The sequence below is a fragment of the Roseofilum sp. SBFL genome, assembly GCF_017746885.1.
Taxonomy (GTDB): Bacteria; Cyanobacteriota; Cyanobacteriia; order Cyanobacteriales; family Desertifilaceae; genus Roseofilum.
The window spans coordinates 1-17,729 of the sequence record NZ_JAGHZH010000093.1 but is presented as its reverse complement, the minus strand read 5'-3'; the positions used below and the strand labels follow the sequence as shown (position 1 = coordinate 17,729).

Annotated in this window: 19 protein-coding genes; 9 read left to right on the top strand and 10 right to left on the bottom strand. The window is 45.9% G+C overall.

All coding sequences use genetic code 11. The features are described from left to right. Positions 1-302: 302 nt before the first annotated feature. From J7545_RS10490 to rdgB, 3 genes are all read left to right on the top strand, one after another. The gene (locus J7545_RS10490; protein WP_318701997.1) at positions 303-1,754 is read left to right on the top strand and encodes a phosphoglucomutase/phosphomannomutase family protein; all 1,452 of its coding nucleotides are present in this window, start codon (positions 303-305) and stop codon (positions 1,752-1,754) included. Between the two features lie 123 nt (positions 1,755-1,877). Next, complete coding sequence (locus J7545_RS10485; RefSeq protein ID WP_318701996.1) at positions 1,878-2,636, top strand: Uma2 family endonuclease; 759 nt, start codon at positions 1,878-1,880, stop codon at positions 2,634-2,636. A 66-nt stretch (positions 2,637-2,702) separates the two neighbouring features. Next, positions 2,703-3,278: an RdgB/HAM1 family non-canonical purine NTP pyrophosphatase gene (gene rdgB / locus J7545_RS10480; RefSeq protein ID WP_318701995.1), complete on the top strand. Its 576-nt coding sequence runs from the start codon at positions 2,703-2,705 to the stop codon at positions 3,276-3,278. Positions 3,279-3,495: 217 nt separating this feature from the next. Here the strand turns inward: rdgB and J7545_RS10475 are convergent, their stop codons facing one another. Both J7545_RS10475 and J7545_RS10470 read right to left on the bottom strand, forming a co-directional pair. Continuing rightward, positions 3,496-3,834, bottom strand: coding sequence for a P-II family nitrogen regulator (locus J7545_RS10475; protein ID WP_318701994.1), 339 nt, complete (start codon positions 3,832-3,834; stop codon positions 3,496-3,498). Positions 3,835-3,936: 102 nt separating this feature from the next. After that, the gene (locus J7545_RS10470; RefSeq protein WP_318701993.1) at positions 3,937-4,557 is read right to left on the bottom strand and encodes a hypothetical protein; all 621 of its coding nucleotides are present in this window, start codon (positions 4,555-4,557) and stop codon (positions 3,937-3,939) included. A 122-nt stretch (positions 4,558-4,679) separates the two neighbouring features. On the opposite strand from J7545_RS10470, the gene J7545_RS10465 reads away from it, so the two are divergent. The 3 genes from J7545_RS10465 (at position 4,680) to J7545_RS10455 (ending at position 7,672) form a co-directional block, all read left to right on the top strand. Continuing rightward, positions 4,680-5,135 carry a regulatory protein RecX gene (locus J7545_RS10465; RefSeq protein WP_318701992.1) on the top strand — a complete coding sequence of 152 codons (456 nt, stop codon included), beginning with the start codon at positions 4,680-4,682 and terminating at the stop codon, positions 5,133-5,135. Between the two features lie 388 nt (positions 5,136-5,523). Continuing rightward, positions 5,524-7,074: an NAD(P)H-quinone oxidoreductase subunit N gene (locus J7545_RS10460; RefSeq protein ID WP_318701991.1), complete on the top strand. Its 1,551-nt coding sequence runs from the start codon at positions 5,524-5,526 to the stop codon at positions 7,072-7,074. Between the two features lie 235 nt (positions 7,075-7,309). Beyond that, a complete protein-coding gene (locus J7545_RS10455; RefSeq protein WP_318701998.1) occupies positions 7,310-7,672 on the top strand; it encodes an STAS/SEC14 domain-containing protein in 363 nt (120 codons plus the stop codon). A 118-nt stretch (positions 7,673-7,790) separates the two neighbouring features. On the opposite strand, the gene petG is transcribed toward J7545_RS10455, so the two are convergent. The 5 genes from petG to fabI all read right to left on the bottom strand — a co-directional run bounded on the left by petG (position 7,791) and on the right by fabI (position 11,143). Next, complete coding sequence (gene petG, locus J7545_RS10450; RefSeq protein WP_271938657.1) at positions 7,791-7,901, bottom strand: cytochrome b6-f complex subunit V; 111 nt, start codon at positions 7,899-7,901, stop codon at positions 7,791-7,793. Between the two features lie 52 nt (positions 7,902-7,953). After that, the gene (locus J7545_RS10445; RefSeq protein WP_318719531.1) at positions 7,954-9,117 is read right to left on the bottom strand and encodes a murein transglycosylase A; all 1,164 of its coding nucleotides are present in this window, start codon (positions 9,115-9,117) and stop codon (positions 7,954-7,956) included. Between the two features lie 8 nt (positions 9,118-9,125). Then, positions 9,126-9,389: a hypothetical protein gene (locus J7545_RS10440; RefSeq protein WP_283752264.1), complete on the bottom strand. Its 264-nt coding sequence runs from the start codon at positions 9,387-9,389 to the stop codon at positions 9,126-9,128. Positions 9,390-9,491: 102 nt separating this feature from the next. After that, positions 9,492-10,103: an imidazoleglycerol-phosphate dehydratase HisB gene (gene hisB / locus J7545_RS10435; protein WP_318700282.1), complete on the bottom strand. Its 612-nt coding sequence runs from the start codon at positions 10,101-10,103 to the stop codon at positions 9,492-9,494. Positions 10,104-10,366: 263 nt separating this feature from the next. After that, a complete protein-coding gene (gene fabI, locus J7545_RS10430) occupies positions 10,367-11,143 on the bottom strand; it encodes an enoyl-ACP reductase FabI (RefSeq protein WP_318700283.1) in 777 nt (258 codons plus the stop codon). Positions 11,144-11,482: 339 nt separating this feature from the next. Here fabI and ntcA point away from each other — a divergent pair, with 339 nt between their 5' ends. Beyond that, positions 11,483-12,154 carry a global nitrogen regulator NtcA gene (gene ntcA, locus J7545_RS10425; RefSeq protein ID WP_271938669.1) on the top strand — a complete coding sequence of 224 codons (672 nt, stop codon included), beginning with the start codon at positions 11,483-11,485 and terminating at the stop codon, positions 12,152-12,154. Between the two features lie 94 nt (positions 12,155-12,248). Beyond that, positions 12,249-13,778, top strand: a complete 1,530-nt coding sequence (locus tag J7545_RS10420; protein WP_318700284.1) for a DUF3084 domain-containing protein — start codon at positions 12,249-12,251, stop codon at positions 13,776-13,778. A gap of 179 nt (positions 13,779-13,957) precedes the next feature. On the opposite strand, the gene J7545_RS10415 is transcribed toward J7545_RS10420, so the two are convergent. The 3 genes from J7545_RS10415 to J7545_RS10405 all read right to left on the bottom strand — a co-directional run bounded on the left by J7545_RS10415 (position 13,958) and on the right by J7545_RS10405 (position 16,377). Then, entirely contained in the window at positions 13,958-14,584 is a 627-nt protein-coding gene (locus J7545_RS10415) for a hypothetical protein (protein WP_318700285.1), read from the bottom strand. A 95-nt stretch (positions 14,585-14,679) separates the two neighbouring features. Then, positions 14,680-15,258, bottom strand: a complete 579-nt coding sequence (locus J7545_RS10410) for a Uma2 family endonuclease (RefSeq protein ID WP_318700286.1) — start codon at positions 15,256-15,258, stop codon at positions 14,680-14,682. A gap of 174 nt (positions 15,259-15,432) precedes the next feature. Further along, a complete protein-coding gene (locus J7545_RS10405; protein WP_318700287.1) occupies positions 15,433-16,377 on the bottom strand; it encodes a hypothetical protein in 945 nt (314 codons plus the stop codon). Between the two features lie 111 nt (positions 16,378-16,488). Here J7545_RS10405 and J7545_RS10400 point away from each other — a divergent pair, with 111 nt between their 5' ends. Next, positions 16,489-17,517 carry an isochorismatase gene (locus J7545_RS10400; protein ID WP_318700288.1) on the top strand — a complete coding sequence of 343 codons (1,029 nt, stop codon included), beginning with the start codon at positions 16,489-16,491 and terminating at the stop codon, positions 17,515-17,517. Positions 17,518-17,729 lie beyond the last annotated feature (212 nt).

Sequence of the window (17,729 nt, the reverse complement as noted above, 5' to 3'; positions counted from 1 at the left end):
TCTTTCCTATTGGTCACTTATCTTTGGGGTTCCCACGATTAATTTCCTTGATTAATCTTGCTGGTCTTGCCCTCTTTCCTCTCTCCCTTGAGCCTGATTTCTTATTTTCCTCTGCCTAGAGTGATAGAAGAGGGATATAGTGTTTCTCTCTTGTATGAGGTACGGCTTGAAGCCTTAGACTCTAAGCCATACAAGCTATTGCCTAGCATGAAGCGCTATATCGATATTTTTATAGACAGTAGACCGGCTGAAAATTGGGGGTAAACTCAAGAAGTGAGTATTTATGGAAAGAGGCAGCACTTATGGCAGTAACGTCTTTTAAAAACCCCATTAAATTCGGTACAGATGGCTGGCGAGGGGTAATTGCGGCAGATTTCACCATGGAACGGGTGGCTGAAGTTGCCCCGATCGCCGCCCAGATTTTAGAAGAAGTTTATGGCGATCGCAGCAATCGTACCGTAATCGTGGGCCACGATCGCCGGTTTTTAGCGGAAGAATTTGCCCAAGTTGCTGCTGAAGCCATTCAAAATGCGGGTTTTAATGTGCTGCTCGCGAATACTTACGCCCCAACCCCCGCCTTCAGTTGGGCAGCGAAAGAAAAAGGTGCCCTCGGTGCAATTGTCATGACAGCTTCCCATAACCCCGGTAAATATCTCGGCTTAAAAGTGAAAGGAGCCTTTGGCGGTTCTGTCTCCCCAGAAGTCACCCAAAAAATAGAAGCGAAACTCGGCCAAACCCTCCCCCCTGCTCTAAAACCGGGAACCCTAGAGTCGTTTGATCCTTGGCCTTCCTATTGTGAGATTTTACGTTCTAAAGTCGATATTGGAGCCATTCAATCCGCCATTATCCAAGGTAAATTAACCGTGTTTGCCGATGTCATGCATGGAGCAGCCGGAGGAGGATTGGCGCAAATTTTAGGGGTCGATATTCGAGAGTTAAATAGCGATCGCGACCCCCTGTTTGATGGCGGTGCGCCCGAACCTCTGCCCAAATATTTACCTCAATTATTAGAGGATATGAAGAACTTTTCCACCTCTGGAAAAAGTTCAGACTTAGTCACCGGTTTAGTCTTTGATGGCGATAGCGATCGCATCGCTGCCATAGATAAAGATGGCACATACATGAGTACCCAAATTCTGATTCCTGTTCTGATCGAACATTTAGCTACCCGACGGGGGTTCACAGGAGAAGTTGTTAAAACCATCAGTGGCTCAGATTTAATGCCCAAAGTGGCACAACTGTATAACTTATCCGTCCATGAAACGGCGATCGGGTATAAATATATTGCCGATCGCATGTTAGAGAATTCCGTCCTCATTGGCGGGGAAGAATCCGGTGGTGTTGGCTATAACACCCATATTCCCGAACGGGATGCCCTGCTTTCCGCCCTCTATGTTCTCGAAGCCGTGGTGCAATCGGGGCAAAATCTTGGCTATCTATATAGTCAACTGCAAGAAAAAACCGGATTTTCCTCCATGTACGATCGCATCGATCTCCCCTTAGCCAGCATGGAAGTGCGATCGCGTCTTGTACAAGAATTAGAAACCAATCCCCTCACCAAAATTGCGGGTAAAGCTGTTACCGACTGCAATACCATTGATGGTTACAAATTCCGATTAGCCGATGGCAGTTGGCTCCTCGTTCGTTTTAGCGGAACCGAACCTGTTTTACGTCTTTATTGTGAAGCCGCCACCCTAGAAAACGTCCATGACACCTTAAATTGGATTAAAGATTGGGCAAATACCTTCACTTAAGTGCCCCTTCTTGATAACGCTTGACTCAGACAAGGGGCTTGAAGCTCCTTGTCTCCTTTTAGAGTAGCGTTAACTGCATTTTGGCTAGAATTTACTGATAACGCACGATCGAGGTCTCACCTGATGACTCAAGCAACGATTCCAGAAACCCAAGCGATCGCTCCCCAGCCCCAAGAAACTCAAGAGCATCTATTCACCTTCGAGGAGTATCTAGAGTATGAAGGCGAACCAGATATTCTCCAGGAATTATACCGAGGAAAACTGATCCCCATGAATACACCCACCCTCAAGCATTGTCAAATCTGCGAGTTTTTGGTCTATCAACTCCAGCACTACTTTGCTAACCAGAATTTATCTTTCGTTGCCAAAACCATAGTTGGTGTGAGGACTGAAGAAAAAACGTCCCGCATTCCCGATGCTCTCGTCTGCGAGCAAGCTCTTTGGGAACAAGTGGGCGATCGAGGAGGGGCAGGAGTATTAGACTTTGCGGAAAAACCAATCTTGGTGGTGGAAGTGGTTAGCACCAATCGTCGGGATGATTATGTGGTTAAACGCAATGAATACGAACTAGCAGAAATTGCGGAATATTGGATTATTGACCCCAAAAAGAAACAGGTGCGCGTGTTTACCAATCCGACCAATGAAGAAGGATATGAGTATACTGACTTTAAAGAAACGGACACAGTGGTATCTCCTCAGTTTCAAGACCTCGTTTTATCTGTGCAAGAACTGCTCAATCCTCCCCTAGTAGAAGGCTTGATTAAAGCCGAGCAAGAGAAACTCAAAACCCTAGAGCAAGAAGCTCTGAGCGAGCGCCAACGGGCAGAAAAATTAGCCGATCGCTTACGGGAACTGGGCATCGATCCCGATGAATTAGAATAATGGAGTAGAAACACTCGCCAGTGCCACACTTGCAAGTGTTTCTGGTTCCCTATCTATAACTGTTCCATGAAATCTTTGGTCGTCGCCACAGGCAACCCCGGTAAATTAGAAGAAATCAAAGCCTATTTTGTGGGGTTAGATATCCACTTTCTGCCCAAACCCCCAGAATTAGACGTTGAAGAAACGGGGGATACCTTTGTAGAAAATGCTTGCTTAAAGGCTTCAGAAGTGGCTAAAGCAACCGGAGAATGGGCGATCGCCGATGACTCTGGACTCGCCATTGATGCTCTGAACGGCGCTCCGGGCATTTATTCCGCTCGTTATGGCAATACGGATACCGAACGGATTGAACGAGTTCTCAAGGAATTAGCCAATGAAGAGAATCGCCGCGCTCACTTTGTTTGTGCGATCGCCCTTGCCGATCCCTCTGGAAACATTATCCTCAGTAGTGAAGGCATTTGTCCCGGCGAAATTCTCCATGCTCCCAGAGGAAATGCTGGCTTTGGCTACGATCCAATTTTCTATCTCCCCCAACATCAACGTACCTTTGCCGAATTTACCCCAGAGATGAAACATCACCTTTCCCATCGAGGGGAAGCCTTTAAACTCTTTTTACCCCCATTTCAACAGCTATGGCAGTAAACCATTAACCCGAAAACTAAACACTAAGCGCCCAGAGCAATTTTCCCTGAGCGCGATGCCTGAGTGTTAGTAGTGAGAAGTTTCGTAAGATGTTATCTAGAAGCCATTGAGCGGTAGACCTCTAGGTGAGGATAAGGCTAGTATCACCTATTATGTAACTAGATCCATGAAAATCCTCACCAACTAGCCAACTGCGGTTACTCTCTGAGATTAGAGCTTAGATTGCCTCTAAATTAGACTCTCCCGTTCTGATCCGAACCACCCTTTCCACAGGAGAAATAAAGATTTTTCCGTCTCCGATTTCACCTGTACGAGCAGCGCTGATGATCTTATCAACGACAATATCCACTTGAGCATCCTCAACCACCACTTCTAACGAGAGTTTTTGCAGAAACTCAACCGTGTATTCAGAACCCCGATAGCGCTCGGTTTGACCCTTCTGCCGTCCGAAACCCCGAACTTCAGAAACCGTCATCCCCACGATACCAGCATTGACTAAGGCAATTTTAACTTCATCCAGTTTGAATGGACGGATAATTGCTTGAATTTTTTTCAACGTTTTAACTCCTTAAGGGTTCGTTAATCAAATAGACTGGACTAGGACTGCATTTTACTATCACCCGTTGGCAATAGAATTTTGTTACCTGTTTTACGAAATTTACTTCGGATTGCCTTGGTGAATCAAGGGACGCACAATCAGAAAGCTTGCTGTTGCTGCCATACCCGCAATAGCAAAGATGGCGATCGCCAAACCCACACCATTGAGATCCGATGAGCGTTCTGGAGCGCTAGGATGGGGATAGGGGCGTTGCTGCTCCTCACTAAACAACGGTAAATCCTCTGGAGGCGGAGGTAAATCAACAGGAGAATCACGATCTTCGGGTTCTGGTGGGGGTGGAAGAGTTGAATCCACTTTCGGCTCTGGCGTAAACTTCGGTTCCGGGGTAAAGGCTTCTTGAGGAGCTGGGGGAGGGGGCGCAACTGGTATACTTGGCTCATAGGCATGGGCAATCTGTTGCAGACGTACCACCGATCTAACCAACTGCTCAATTTCTCCCCGTAACTGTTGATTTTGTTGAATCAGTTGTTGATTCTGTTGTTTTAGACTCTCCAGCATTACTTGCTTTTCTTTCACCTCACTGGCTAAATCCCGATACACTGAAATCGGTACAGATGGCGAATACTTCTGAGAAGCCATTGGGCTGGCGGTTTGGCTCTGCGTGGATTCAGAAGGCTTTGCCGGCTTTCGGGGAGGAGGTGTATAAGGTAAAGAAGTCATAAGCTTTTACCGAGGATCGTACTTGTTATTAGAGCAATAATCGGTCGGATTCGTCAAGAACTGAGCCTTATACCCTGGATCGATTAATTTTCAACCCTTTCTTTCTCTACTTTTGTGCCACTATGACTTGTCAGACTTACTTCAATCTTCTCCTTTCGCGCCGCGATTATAGCGTTAAAGAACTGGAAAAGAAGGCTCAGGAAAAGGGCTTTTCCCTTGAGGAAATTGCGGAGACAATCGCCCACTTACAGAGTTTAGGGTATCAATCCGATCGTCGATTAGCCAGTACCCTGATTCAAAGCGGCAAAGGAAAATATGGTAAAGCTGCCCTTCGTCGCAAATGCTTAAGCAAAGGTATTTCCTCAGAAACCTTTGAACAGGCTTGGGATGAACAACCCGAACCCCCAGACACTTTAGCCGAAACCCAAGACTTACAAACTAAGGTAGAACGCAAATATAAAATTACTGATTGGGCTAACCTCGATCCTCAAACCCAAGCCAAAGTCTACCGCTATTTGCAATATCGTGGATTTAATGCAACTGAAGTCTTGGCTTATTGGCGAGAAAGAATCCATTAAAGAGTAAAGAGTAACATGGGTCAAGTCAAAGTCCAATTGATTGACAGACCTGTTATACTAGATCCCAGAATAAAGGTTTGAGAGTCCTGGGGGTAACGATCCTTAGGACTTTTTTTTTCTTCAAGGCTTCAAGAGTGGTCACCGATGTAGAGAGATCGCCCTTTGTCCGAGTTCTAGACCCAAAATTTAGATCGCCCAATCTAGAGCAATTGCAAAACTACTGGCATTTTTCCCATCCATACTGCGAGCAATAGGCAGCCAAACCCACACCGATATATCCAGAACAATTGATTTCTAAGGCTTTCCCTTTGCCTTTTCCCTAGCACGAAGCGCTGTATAATGCGGAAATGTTACGTCGCCAGATGCATAGCTCAACTCAAAACAACCTATGGATGTTACCAACCTTGCTGCCCAGCTTAATGCTGGAGCCATATTACCAGAGGGAATTGTTATTCTAACCTTATTGGTCGTAGTGATTACAGACCTAATCGGTGGGCGCAACGCCTCAAACTGGACTCCCTATATCGCGATCGCCGGATTGTTAGCCTCCATTGGCGCTCTCGTTCTCCAATGGGACCTCACCAACCCAGTCGCCTTCTTTGGCGGATTTAACAGTGATGCCCTAAGTATGGTCTTTCGGGGCACGATTGCCCTCTCTGCGGCGCTCACCATCCTCATGTCCATCACCTACGTCCAAGAAACAGGAACCGCTTTAGGCGAATTTCTGATGATTCTGCTCACCGCTACCATTGGGGGGATGTTCCTCTCTGGAGCAGATGAATTAGTCACGATCTTCGTCTCCCTAGAAACCCTCAGTATTGCGTCCTATTTGCTGACGGGATATATGAAACGTGACCCCCGCTCCAATGAAGCGGCCTTAAAATATCTGTTAATTGGAGCCTCAAGTTCTGCCGTATTTCTTTATGGGAGTTCCTTACTCTATGGCTTATCCGGTGGAGAAACCCAATTAGGGGAAATTGCCAAAAGCTTTGCGCAAAATCCCAACAGTCCGGCGATCGGTCTTGTCATTGCCCTCGTCTTCATTATCGCCGGTATCGCCTTCAAAATCTCCGCCGTCCCCTTCCACCAATGGACTCCCGATGTTTATGAAGGCTCCCCCACCCCCGTCGTTGCCTTTCTCTCCGTTGGCTCAAAAGCGGCTGGCTTTGCCCTCGCCATTCGCCTCCTCGTCACCGCTTTCCCCTCCGTCTCCGAGCAATGGCACTTTGTCTTTACCGCCCTTGCCATCTTCAGCCTCGTCTTAGGAAACGTTGTCGCCCTCGCCCAAACCAGCATGAAACGGCTGTTAGCCTACTCCTCCATCGCTCAAGCGGGTTTTGTGATGATTGGTTTCCTCGCCGGAACTGAAGCCGGATATGCCAGCATGATTTTCTATCTCCTGGTTTACCTCTTCATGAACCTGGGCGGCTTTACTTGCGTGATCCTATTCTCTCTGCGAACCGGAACCGATCAAATTAGTGAATATGCCGGTTTATACCAAAAAGATCCCCTACTCACCCTCGGATTAAGCCTGTGCCTATTATCTCTCGGTGGTATTCCTCCTCTAGTTGGTTTCTTCGGCAAAATTTATCTCTTCTGGGCAGGTTGGCAAGCCGGTTTGTATACCCTTGTCTTACTCGGATTAATCACCAGTGTTGTTTCCATTTACTACTATATCCGCGTTGTCAAAATGATGGTGGTTAAAGAACCCCATGAAATGTCGGAATCTGTAGAAAATTATCCCGAAATTCAATGGAATATCCCCGGATTACGTCCATTGCAAGTCGGTTTAATTGTTTCCCTATTAGTAACTTCCCTAGGTGGTATTTTCTCCAATCCATTATTTACTCTAGCGAATGATGCAGTCATCAATACTCCCCTGTTGCAAGCTTCCACCCCTGCGGTTGAATCCATTGCCCAGTTAGATATTACAGATTAGGATTACAGCACTTGGTGCGGTCATGATACCCCCTTTATGCATCCCCGTGTTCATCCATTTCAGAGTCGAGAATAGGGGTTGGGGGGGATCGCCATCTACCACATACCTGTCCAAACTGCTGTATGATAACCTTATCCTAGAACTAGCCGCTTCCCCTTAGGAGGAGGCGGTTTTTCATTGCCGAGTCAAAGTTGCTATACTTAGGGAAGAGACCCAGCATGGGAGGAACCTGGTGATGCTTACGTTAATTGCTTTGGATCGTCCTTCAGTCGTTGCGGTGAGTATTGAAGGTAAAATTGAGCGCGAGGACATCGAAAAAATCAGTCAAGCGATTGAAGAGAAACTGCAACACTCTCCCCGTTTGCAAGCCTATGTGGAAGTCAAGCAATTGGGATGGATTACCCCTGATGCCTTGCTAGAAGATTTGAAAATTGGCTTTAATCACTTCAAGGATTTTGATAAAAAAGCTGTGGTTTGTGATGCTAAGTGGATTCAGTCTTTACTGCCTTTAGCTCGCCGCTTGTTTCCTTCCTTAGAAGTGACCTGTTTTGGTTTGTCCGAACAAGAACAAGCGCGTCAGTGGATTCTCAAGGAGTGAGAAAGCCGCTCAAAGGTTATTATGATACATGACTTTAGTTCGGTCAAAGCAGTAGGTTGGGTTAGCGATTACTTCCTCCAACCTACTGATTGCTCTTATTTGAATCTAATATCTGGATCTAACCCAGTTGATTGCCTCGTTTGTATTGAAGATAGGCAGCTACAAACAAGCCAGCGAGAGTAATGGGAATTAAGCCCAGCACGATACCGGAAATTAGGGGTTCTACCATGGGTTTATGTTCTCCTTGTTAAGAGTATGATGATAACGGTGTGTTTTCTATCCTATCGCTTCAGGAGCAGGTAATAAAGCTCTCCGTTGGAGTTGGTTAACCCAGCTCGATCGCCGGCTTCGCGTCCTGTCCCCATAAATACATCCACCCGTCCAGCTCCTTTAATGGCACTTCCGGTATCTTGATCGAGGACAAACCGACTCACTAGAGTGGGTTCTAGATGTCCGAGTGCATTGGGTTCGGGAAGGGGAGCATGAATGAGAGCTAGAGCGCCTGGAGGCATAATTGATTTATCGGTGGCAATAGATCGCCAAGCTGTTACCGGAACGCTTAAATTTCCGGTCGCCGCTTGTCCCTGGGTTTCCTTAAAAAAGATAAAACTTTGATTGCGGGGTAAATACTCGTTCATCTGTTCGGGGAACTGGTGGAAATAGTCGATGAGTTTCGGTAGCGTCAACGACTCTAGGGAAAATAGGCCGGCATTCACCAATTCTTTGCCAATACTGGTATAGGGATGATCGGTTTTCCCAGCATACCCGACGGTTATGACCTGGCCATTGGGGAGTTGGATCTGGGCAGAACCCTGAACATGGACTAAAAAGGCTTCCAGGCGATCGCCAAGCCAAACAATTTCTGTTCCTCTCAGGGGACTTTGCCACCCTAGGCCATTTTCTCCTTCGAGTTCGCCACGAGTAGGATGGGGTTTACTCCAGTCTTCAAAGTCGCTGGGACGAGCATAAAGGGGATACCGATATTCGGCGGTTCGGGTGAGACTTCCAGCGTAGGTGGGTTCAAAATAGCCGGTAAACCCGACGGTTCCTTGGCCGTCATTGCCCACGGACTGATACCAGGTAAACTCGCGCTTTACTGCTCTCTGGAGTTCTGCCTCGCTGCGGGAAGCCACCAGAAGCTGGCGAAAGCGAATCAAAGACCGACGGACGCGATCGCGGGTAATGTCTGGATGGTTTAATTGGGTATAGTCTTCGATCGCCTTGGGGGTTTGCAAATACTGCAAACTATAATCAATGGCCCTCAAGAGCGCTCTCTTATCTCCAGAAGGGCCAAACAGGCGATCGTCCCAACCTAGATTACTCTCTACGCTCTGGGTGACTTCTAGTACATCACCCGCAGGGGAGGGTAAGGGAGTTTGCCCCCAAAGTGGAGGCATCCAACTGAGTCCAGCCGCTAAAATTAGGGAGGTGACGAGGGGTTTCATAGAGAGTGTTAATCATCCATAGGAGTTCGATCTATACTGCTGGTATACACGGGTTCTACCCGGATTGCTAGGATGCTGTTAGGACGAATGACCATATATTCCCCTTCTGTTGTTTTCATGGGTACACTGACAAAGTCATCACTGTCTTTTTTCTGCACTACTTCGGCAGCGTACCACTTCTGAAAGTCTTTAATGGTCGGAAAGCGTACCACTTCTCGGTGTCCTCCACTCATGAGTAAATGGACGGCATATTCATCTGGAGTTCTAGGCATGATTGTAGGATTTCAAAATAACTCACCAGACACTATTATCGGACGCGATCGCACTAAAATCACGATTTGGCGATTCGGTGAATGAATAATTATCCCTTTCGACTACAATACGCCCTTAGAGCTGGGAATTGTACTCGCTCGCCGAGGATCGATTTCCAGAGCCTTTCTCATGGAACGGGCAAAAGCCTTAAAGGTAGCTTCAATAATATGATGGGAGTTGATGCCATCGAGTTGACGGATATGGAGGGTCATTTGGGAATGGTTGACCACCGCAACAAAGAACTCGCGCACCAGTTGGGTATCATAGGTTCCCACTCGTTCTGTGGGAAGAGATAAACCGTAACTCAGATGGGGTCGTCCCGAAAAGTCGAGGGAAACTTGAACGAGGGCTTCATCAAGAGGGGCAATAAAATGACCAAAGCGGACGATCCCCTTGCGATCTCCTAATGCTTTCGCCAAGGCTTGACCGAGGGTAATGCCCACATCTTCATTGGTATGATGATCGTCAATCTCCCAATCTCCCTGAGCTTCTACTTCTAGGTCAATCAGTCCATGGGATGAGATTTGATGCAGCATATGGTCGAGAAACGGTATTCCCGTTTTGGCACTACATTTGCCCTGACCATCCAAATCCAACCATACTGTAACATCCGTTTCCCCAGTTATTCGATGAACCGAAGCTGTGCGATGGGTCGCATTATCACTGATTTCCATCGTTCTCTGAATTTCCGTCTACATGAGTCAATGATACAGTTCTTTGGGCGATCGCGGACAGGAAACGTGCTGGCAAATTAGGAAACCAAGCTAGGATTGATCTTTATCCGTAAACCATGTTCCTGCTGCGATCGCGATCGAAATCTTCTCGCAAGACCGAGCCAAATAATGCTAGTTCTGTCATGTGTAAGTTGGGTTCATTAGCCTGGAGCGTAGCGAACTCAACCTACACACATCTACTAACTATGAACGATTAACTCTCATCACATGCCCATGATTTCATATCCGGCATCGACATAAATAACCTGTCCTGTAATTCCACTTGCCAGATCGCTACAGAGAAAAGCGGCTGTATTTCCGACTTCCGTTTGCGTCACCGTGCGTCGGAGAGGAGCAATTGCTTCCACATGCTTAATCATGTCCAAAATGCCGCCAACGGCTGAAGAAGCTAAGGTGCGAATGGGGCCAGAAGAAATGGCATTGACGCGAATATTTTGGGGCCCTAACTCAGCAGCCAAATAGCGCACACTCATTTCTAAACCGGATTTGGCGATACCCATAACATTGTAATTGGGGATCACCTTCACTCCTCCCAAATAACTCAGGGTGACAATAGAACCGCCTTCAGCCATACAGGACTTAGCCTGAGCGCATAACTGAGTTAAAGAATAGGTACTAATTTCCAGCGCTTTGAGAAAACCAGACCGTGTCGTGTCGCTAAACTCTCCACTGAGTTCGTCTTTACCCGCAAATGCTAAAGAATGAATCAGAATATCCAGATGTCCCCATTCCTTTTTCACCGTCTCGAACATCTCGGCCACCTGAGCGTCATTCTGTACATCACAGGGCAGAAATAGACTCGGATTGAGGGGCGAAACTAAATCTTCAACTTTTTTACGGTAGCGGTCTTTTTCGTCAGGCAAATAGGTAATTCCTAAGTTAGCTCCAGCTTGATGCAGTTGTTGCGTAATTCCCCAAGCGATGGAGCGGTTATTGGCAACTCCCAAAATCAGCGCGTTTTTTCCAGTTAAGTTGAGCATGATGGTTTGATCGTCGATAAAATCTAGCTGAGATACCCCACCTTGGTGCAGAATGCTCCTTTGTCGGGTCTATTGGCATCATCTCATACAGACTGACGGCCCGATCTGGGTTGAAGAGATTTTTTTGCATCGAATTTTCCACGAACCGGCGCAGATTCGTTAAACTCATACCTATCTATCCCTGACGAAGAGAGCAGCTTTAGTTAAAAACTCCGTTAAATTTCTTTTAAGGCCAATAGTGGAAGGTGATAGACTGCTCACCAGATCACTTGGTTGGAGAGCGAGATTGCTCCGCAATGCTATCGCGATCGCACAGTCACACATTAGAAGTAAGGCAATATGATACTCAGTGATGACAAACCCCTAGCGGCTATGTTTCGCCAAATCAGTGGCGGTGGTTTTCCCCCAGTGGTGGAAAGCTTTGAGCGTGGTAAAACGATCTTTTTTCCGGGCGATCCAGCCGAGCGGGTTTATTTTCTGCTCAAAGGGGCGGTTAAGCTCTCTAGGGTTTATGAAGCTGGAGAAGAAATTACCGTGGCTCTGCTCCGAGAAAATAGTGTCTTTGGGGTGTTGTCCTTGATTACGGGCCATCGCTCAGATCGGTTTTACCATGCTGTGGCGTTTACTCCAGTGGAATTACTTTCCCTGCCTATAGATCGGGTAGAGAAGACAATTAGACAAAATCCAGATCTGTCGATGGTGATGTTACAAGGTCTTTCTTCTCGGATCTTACAAACGGAGATGATGATTGAGACTTTGGCCCACCGGGATATGGGATCGCGACTGGTGAGTTTTTTGTTGATTTTGTGCCGAGATTTTGGTATTCCTGCGGAGGATGGGATTACCATCGATCTGAAACTGTCTCACCAAGCGATCGCCGAGGCGATCGGTTCTACGCGAGTAACAGTAACCCGTTTGCTTGGTGATTTACGGGCCGAAAAAATGATTTCTATCCATAAGAAGAAGATTACGGTACATAATCCGGTAGTTTTGAGTCAACAGTTTGCTTAAATTGAACTCAGGGATGAATTCTAGTATTTTGGGCGATCGCTTTGACAACAATGGGCTAGGCTATATCTGAATCTTGGATCGTTTCTAGCTACCCATGACTATTGGCATTATTCTGATTGTCTCGATTTTATTTTTAGGGGGTTTACTCGCTACCCTAGGCGATCGCCTAGGTACAAAAGTGGGTAAAGCCAGGTTAAGTTTGTTTAAACTTCGCCCCCGACAAACTGCCATTTTAGTCACGATTGTTACGGGAACCTTGATTTCTGGATCTACCCTAGGGATTCTGTTCGCCATGAGTCAGCCCTTGCGCCGAGGCATTTTTGAGTATGATGAAACCCAGCGTAAACTCCGTCAAGCCCGTCGAGACCTCCAGTCTACTGAAGCTCAAAAGGCACAAATTGAAATTGACTTAGCTCAGGCACGAGCAGAACGGGAATTAGTAGAGCAGAATTTAGATAATCTCAATGCTAGTTTGCAGACCGTTATTACTCAGAAGTTGGCAACGGAAGATAATCTGAAAAAAACCCAAGCTCAGTTAAAAGAAGTTCAAAATAACTTTGAGCAAACCCAAGGCCAGTTACGAGACATTCAAGATAATTTTGAGCAAACCCAAGGCCAGTTGCAGGAAATCATGGGTAAATTTCAACTCGCCCAAGATCGACTGCAAAAAGTCACGGTTCAAACTGAAACTCTACGATCGGAATTGGACCAATTAAGAGAAGAGCGGCAAGAACTTATTCGTCAGCGCGATGAGGTTCGGTCTCAAATTGCTCAACGGGATGCAGAAATTGCCGAGCGCAATGAGCTAATTGCCGAGCGCGATCGGGAAATTGAGAATCAAAATAAGGAAATTGAGGATCGCAATCAAGTGATTGAAGAGCGGGAGGGGCGATTAAAGGAACTGGAAAAACAACAAAAATACTTAGAGCGACAAGTGAGAATTTTTGAGCAATATTACCAAGATTACCAAGATTTACGACAAGGGAATTTAGCCTTACTTCGAGGACAAATTCTGGCTTCTGCGGTGGTAGAAGTGCTTGAGGATCGAGGTTCCGTGCAAGCGGTCAATCGGTTATTGGAAATTGCCAATCAATTTGCTAGAGAACAGGTGAAACCGGGAACAGGAGAGCTAAATGAGCAGGTCATTCAAGTTACTCCAGAACAAGTTGAACAGTTACAAGAACAAATTTCCGATGGTCAAGAATATGTAGTCAGGCTGTTATCCGCAGGCAACTATATTCGCGGAGAATCGAATGTGGAATTTTTTGCAGATGTGGCATTAAACCAAGTGGTTTTTGAGGCTGGAGAAGTGATTGCCACAGGAAGAGCAAATGGCGCAACGATGAATGAAGAAGAATTACTCGAACAAATCGGAATTTTAATTGAGTCTTGTCGCTTTCGGGCCCGTCGAGGCGGGATTTTAGAAAGCCGCTTACAAGTGGGAGATGGCTCACCAGAGACATTGATAGATTTTGTGCAGAAAATTCAAGAAAACCCGACACAAATCTCGATTCAAGCGATCGCCTTGGAAACTACCTATACTGCAGGCCCGCTACAGATTGATTTAGTTGCTTTTGCTGGCAATGAAGAAGTATTTCGTACATCCTCTCTGTCTGCTCCGTAGGGCCTGCCGATCCCTCTATAGAAGAAACTGGAGAGTGACAGAAGAGGGGTAAGTTAAGATATAGTCAATTCAAATAACAGTGAGACATTTTTGTAGGGGCGAAAAATTTTTCGCCCCTACATATACCGTCATTGTAGACACTCTTAGAGTGTCTCAGTGTTAATTGAATCAACTATAATTCAATTCCCATCTGCAATACCACTTGCTAAAATACCTAAAATTTTATTCACATCTTTAAGATAATACTCACTTAAATCAATACTCAGTTGTTTTTCATCTAATTTCAAGAATTGCCAAATACTACCCGTCGTTACTGCACCGTAAATCGTATTAATATAGTCAGCCGAATCTTCTAGACTTAATTCATGGGTTGCATTAAACATTTGAGCAGCTACCATTGCTGCTGCACATTGACCTAAACCTGCATTAATATTTTCTTTCTTCGCTTCCACCACAATAATAACTGGTGTTGTAACAATTAGAAGCTCTGGAGATTGGGTAATAATAAAGTCGCAAATACCATTGAGACCTCGCGCATCATCCACCGTAAAATCAACTCCAGAAAACAGATTGATTTTCTCCTTTAGCTGCCGGCGTAGATCTACTAATATTGGTGAAATAATTAATTCAGAACGGGCTTTTTCGCTATTGCTGCCCAAGGCAATCGGCTGATTATAATTTAAAATATCGATCAGTAGATCGCTCGCTGTCAATTCTGGAGATTCAGCAAAAATATCGCTTTGCTCGAATGTAATTAAGCCAAAGTCTTGTTTTACTTTTGCTAAGGTGAATTCACGATAAGACATGACATGAGATCATAAAATAATGAATAGTACGGTGCGATCGCCACTTTTTTTTGAGAGTGACCATGCTGGGTAACGAAAAGCTCAGAACTTAGGGTTTAGAATCGGGCTAGTTCTAGGGTGAATTCAGGTAGAATCGTTTCTCCTGATAGTATACTGGGTAACCCCACGGTTTCTATGGGTTGATTGGGGCGATAGATTTGGACTTGTTGGTTTTGAGGGTCGATAAGCCAACCCAGTTTTAAGCCAGCATCTAAGTATTCCTGCATTTTCTCTTGCAGTTGAGTCAAGGAATCAGTGCGAGAGCGCAATTCTATGACAAAATCAGGACAGATTGGAGCGAATTGTTCTTGTTCTTCTAAGGTTAGGGTTTCCCAGCGATCGTTGGCTATCCAAGCGACATCGGGGGAGCGTTTGCCACCATTGGGCAAGATAAAAACGGTGGAGGAGCTAAAGACTTTCCCTAGTTGAGTTTGACGATTCCATAACCAAACATGGCCGTTTAAGTCAGATTCTCGGTTGCCATTGATGCTACCAACGGGAGACATAATCAGAAGTTCTCCTTGGGCTGTTTGTTCGAGTTGATATTGTTCGTTGGTTTGGCAGAGTTGATAGAATTGTTCATCACTTAAATGAACGGTTTTTAGGTTTAAGGTAATGGGTTTTGCGGTAATCATGTCATATCAATGCTTCGTATCGTCAAGTTACTGTAATTTATTATTATAGTGATTCTCTCTTCTATGAAGTATAGCTTGAAGCCTTAGACCCTAAGCAATACAAGCTATTCCCTATTGCCTATTTAGCGCGAAGCGCTATAGTCTTTTGAGGCGATAGCTTTAGCCCAACTGACGTTAGGAATTTATCTTCCGAGAGGAGGGTGCGATCGCTCTCCCCTTGACGGGAGCAGAAGTAGGGGGAGGGAGTTGCGATCGCACCCAAGCTTGCACTTGGTACTGAAGCCGATTGAGCAAAACTTTCCATCCCGGATCGGTAGAGGGAGCTGGAGGAAGCAGCGGTAAAGAGGGTTGATGGAGTTTGATATAGGCGCGAATATGAATGCCAGAATAAACCGTGGGATCGCTACAGCAGGGGCATTCCAGACCTTCAAACATCACCCGATCCTGTTTTTGAGCTAGTTTTTCCGATCCGGTTAAATAGGCAAATAAATCTTGAGGGTGCAGGGTTTGCAAAGGTCGTTTGCAACTGCTGCACCAAAATCGAGGATGCGATCGCACTCGTTTCATGACTGCGGTGGAAAAAGGAATACTGATTAATCCACCGGAAATAAAAGCCGCTAATGTGGCTAAACCGGAGGGCCCGGTTATAGACTGTACCAGAATAAAGACTAAGGGTAGAGCAACTAAGGCAGTAGACCAAAGCACGACTTCTGCTAAATCGGAACTTAACAGTACAAAGCTAATAAAAGTAGCGATACACCCAATCATTACCAGGATCGCCACTCCCACATAGGCTGTAGGAGAAACGGCTGCTACCAGTAACATTAAGGAAGAAACTAAACAAAACGATCCCCAATACACTTGTTGATAGGCTTGACTATATTTCGGCGTGCCTTTATACGGATACCAGAAAAAATCAATCGGTTTTTGGGAACGACCTTGAGGTTTAATCAGTACCGGTACTCGACCGATGCGATAGGCTTTAAAGTACATCAGTGCAGAAAGCACAAATCCCAAACTGGTCACCAGGCCAATCATACCCAGTTGTAAGGGAATAAAAGCGATCGGGTTTGGGAAATGTTCAAGTCTGAGCAGTCCGGTTAAACTGAAATCAGTCATATGAGGATTCTGGTCTAGAGATCTCTTGAGGGTGTAGCTGAATTTTAAGAGGATTTGGGGATCAGTGCCAAATTTTAATCAAGTTGGTGTTAAGTTCTGGGAGTTTTGAGCGTGGTTGAATATCCTATTCCTACTTTTTTTAACCCTGATAAAGTCTCTGAAGTTTGGCGAGTCCCTTATCAGGAACGGGCAGATCGGGCGAGACATTGGGCGCAAGAGCAGGGTATTTTGCCAGCATCTGACGATCGCCTGCGGGTTTGTCTCTTGGCGATCGATGTGCAAAATACCTTTTGTTTACCAGAGTTTGAGTTATTTGTTGGTGGTGCATCAGGAAAGGGTGCGGTGGAAGATAACCAACGTTTGTGTGAGTTTATTTATCGCAACTTGGGAACTCTGACGGCGATCGCTCCTACTCTCGATACTCACACGGCGATGCAAATCTTCCATCCTCTCTTTTGGATCGATGAAGCTGGAGAGCATCCTACCCCTGCGGTAACTAACATTACCTTAGAAGCAGTTCGGGAAGGGCATTGGAAAGCGAATCCGGCTGTAGCTCAGTCTATTATGGGCGGCGATCGAGAAGCTCTACAAGCCTATGCCTTGCATTATGTGCAAACTCTCAGCGATGAGGGCAAATATCCACTGACGGTTTGGCCCTATCATTCCATGTTAGGAGGCATTGGTCATGCCTTGGTTTCTTCAGTGGAAGAGGCGATTTTTTTCCATAATTTGGTGCGCCATAGCCAAACCTTGTTCGATTTAAAGGGCAATCATCCCTTAACCGAGAATTATTCAGTGTTGCGTGCGGAGGTGTTAACAGGAGTAAATGGGGAGGCGATCTCTTCTAAAAATGAGTCCTTTCTCAATACCCTCTTCAGTTTCGATCGCCTGATTATTGCCGGTCAAGCTAAAAGTCATTGTGTGGCTTGGACGGTTTCTGACCTACTGACGGAAATCCTAGCTCACGATCCCCAATGGGCGCAAAACGTCTATCTTTTGGAAGATTGTACCTCCCCCGTGGTTGTCCCTGGAGCCGTCGATTTTACAGAACAAGCTAATGCTACATTTGCACGATTTGCGGCTGCGGGAATGCATCGGGTGATGTCTACTCAACCGGTGGAAAGTTGGCCTCAGTGGTGAGCAGGACATGGGAGAATCAGGGAATGGGGGCATAGGGACTTTTAAGCAAAGAATAGTTTACAGATTACCAATGATCCCAAATCCGGATAGTATGGGAAAGAGAAAGTCACACTGGCCACCAATGAAATTGAGTCAGATGACGAACTGGCTCGTGCATAGAATTAGCCAAGGTCAAACACCGCTCAACTAAGAGGTCTTCCATCACCTCAATG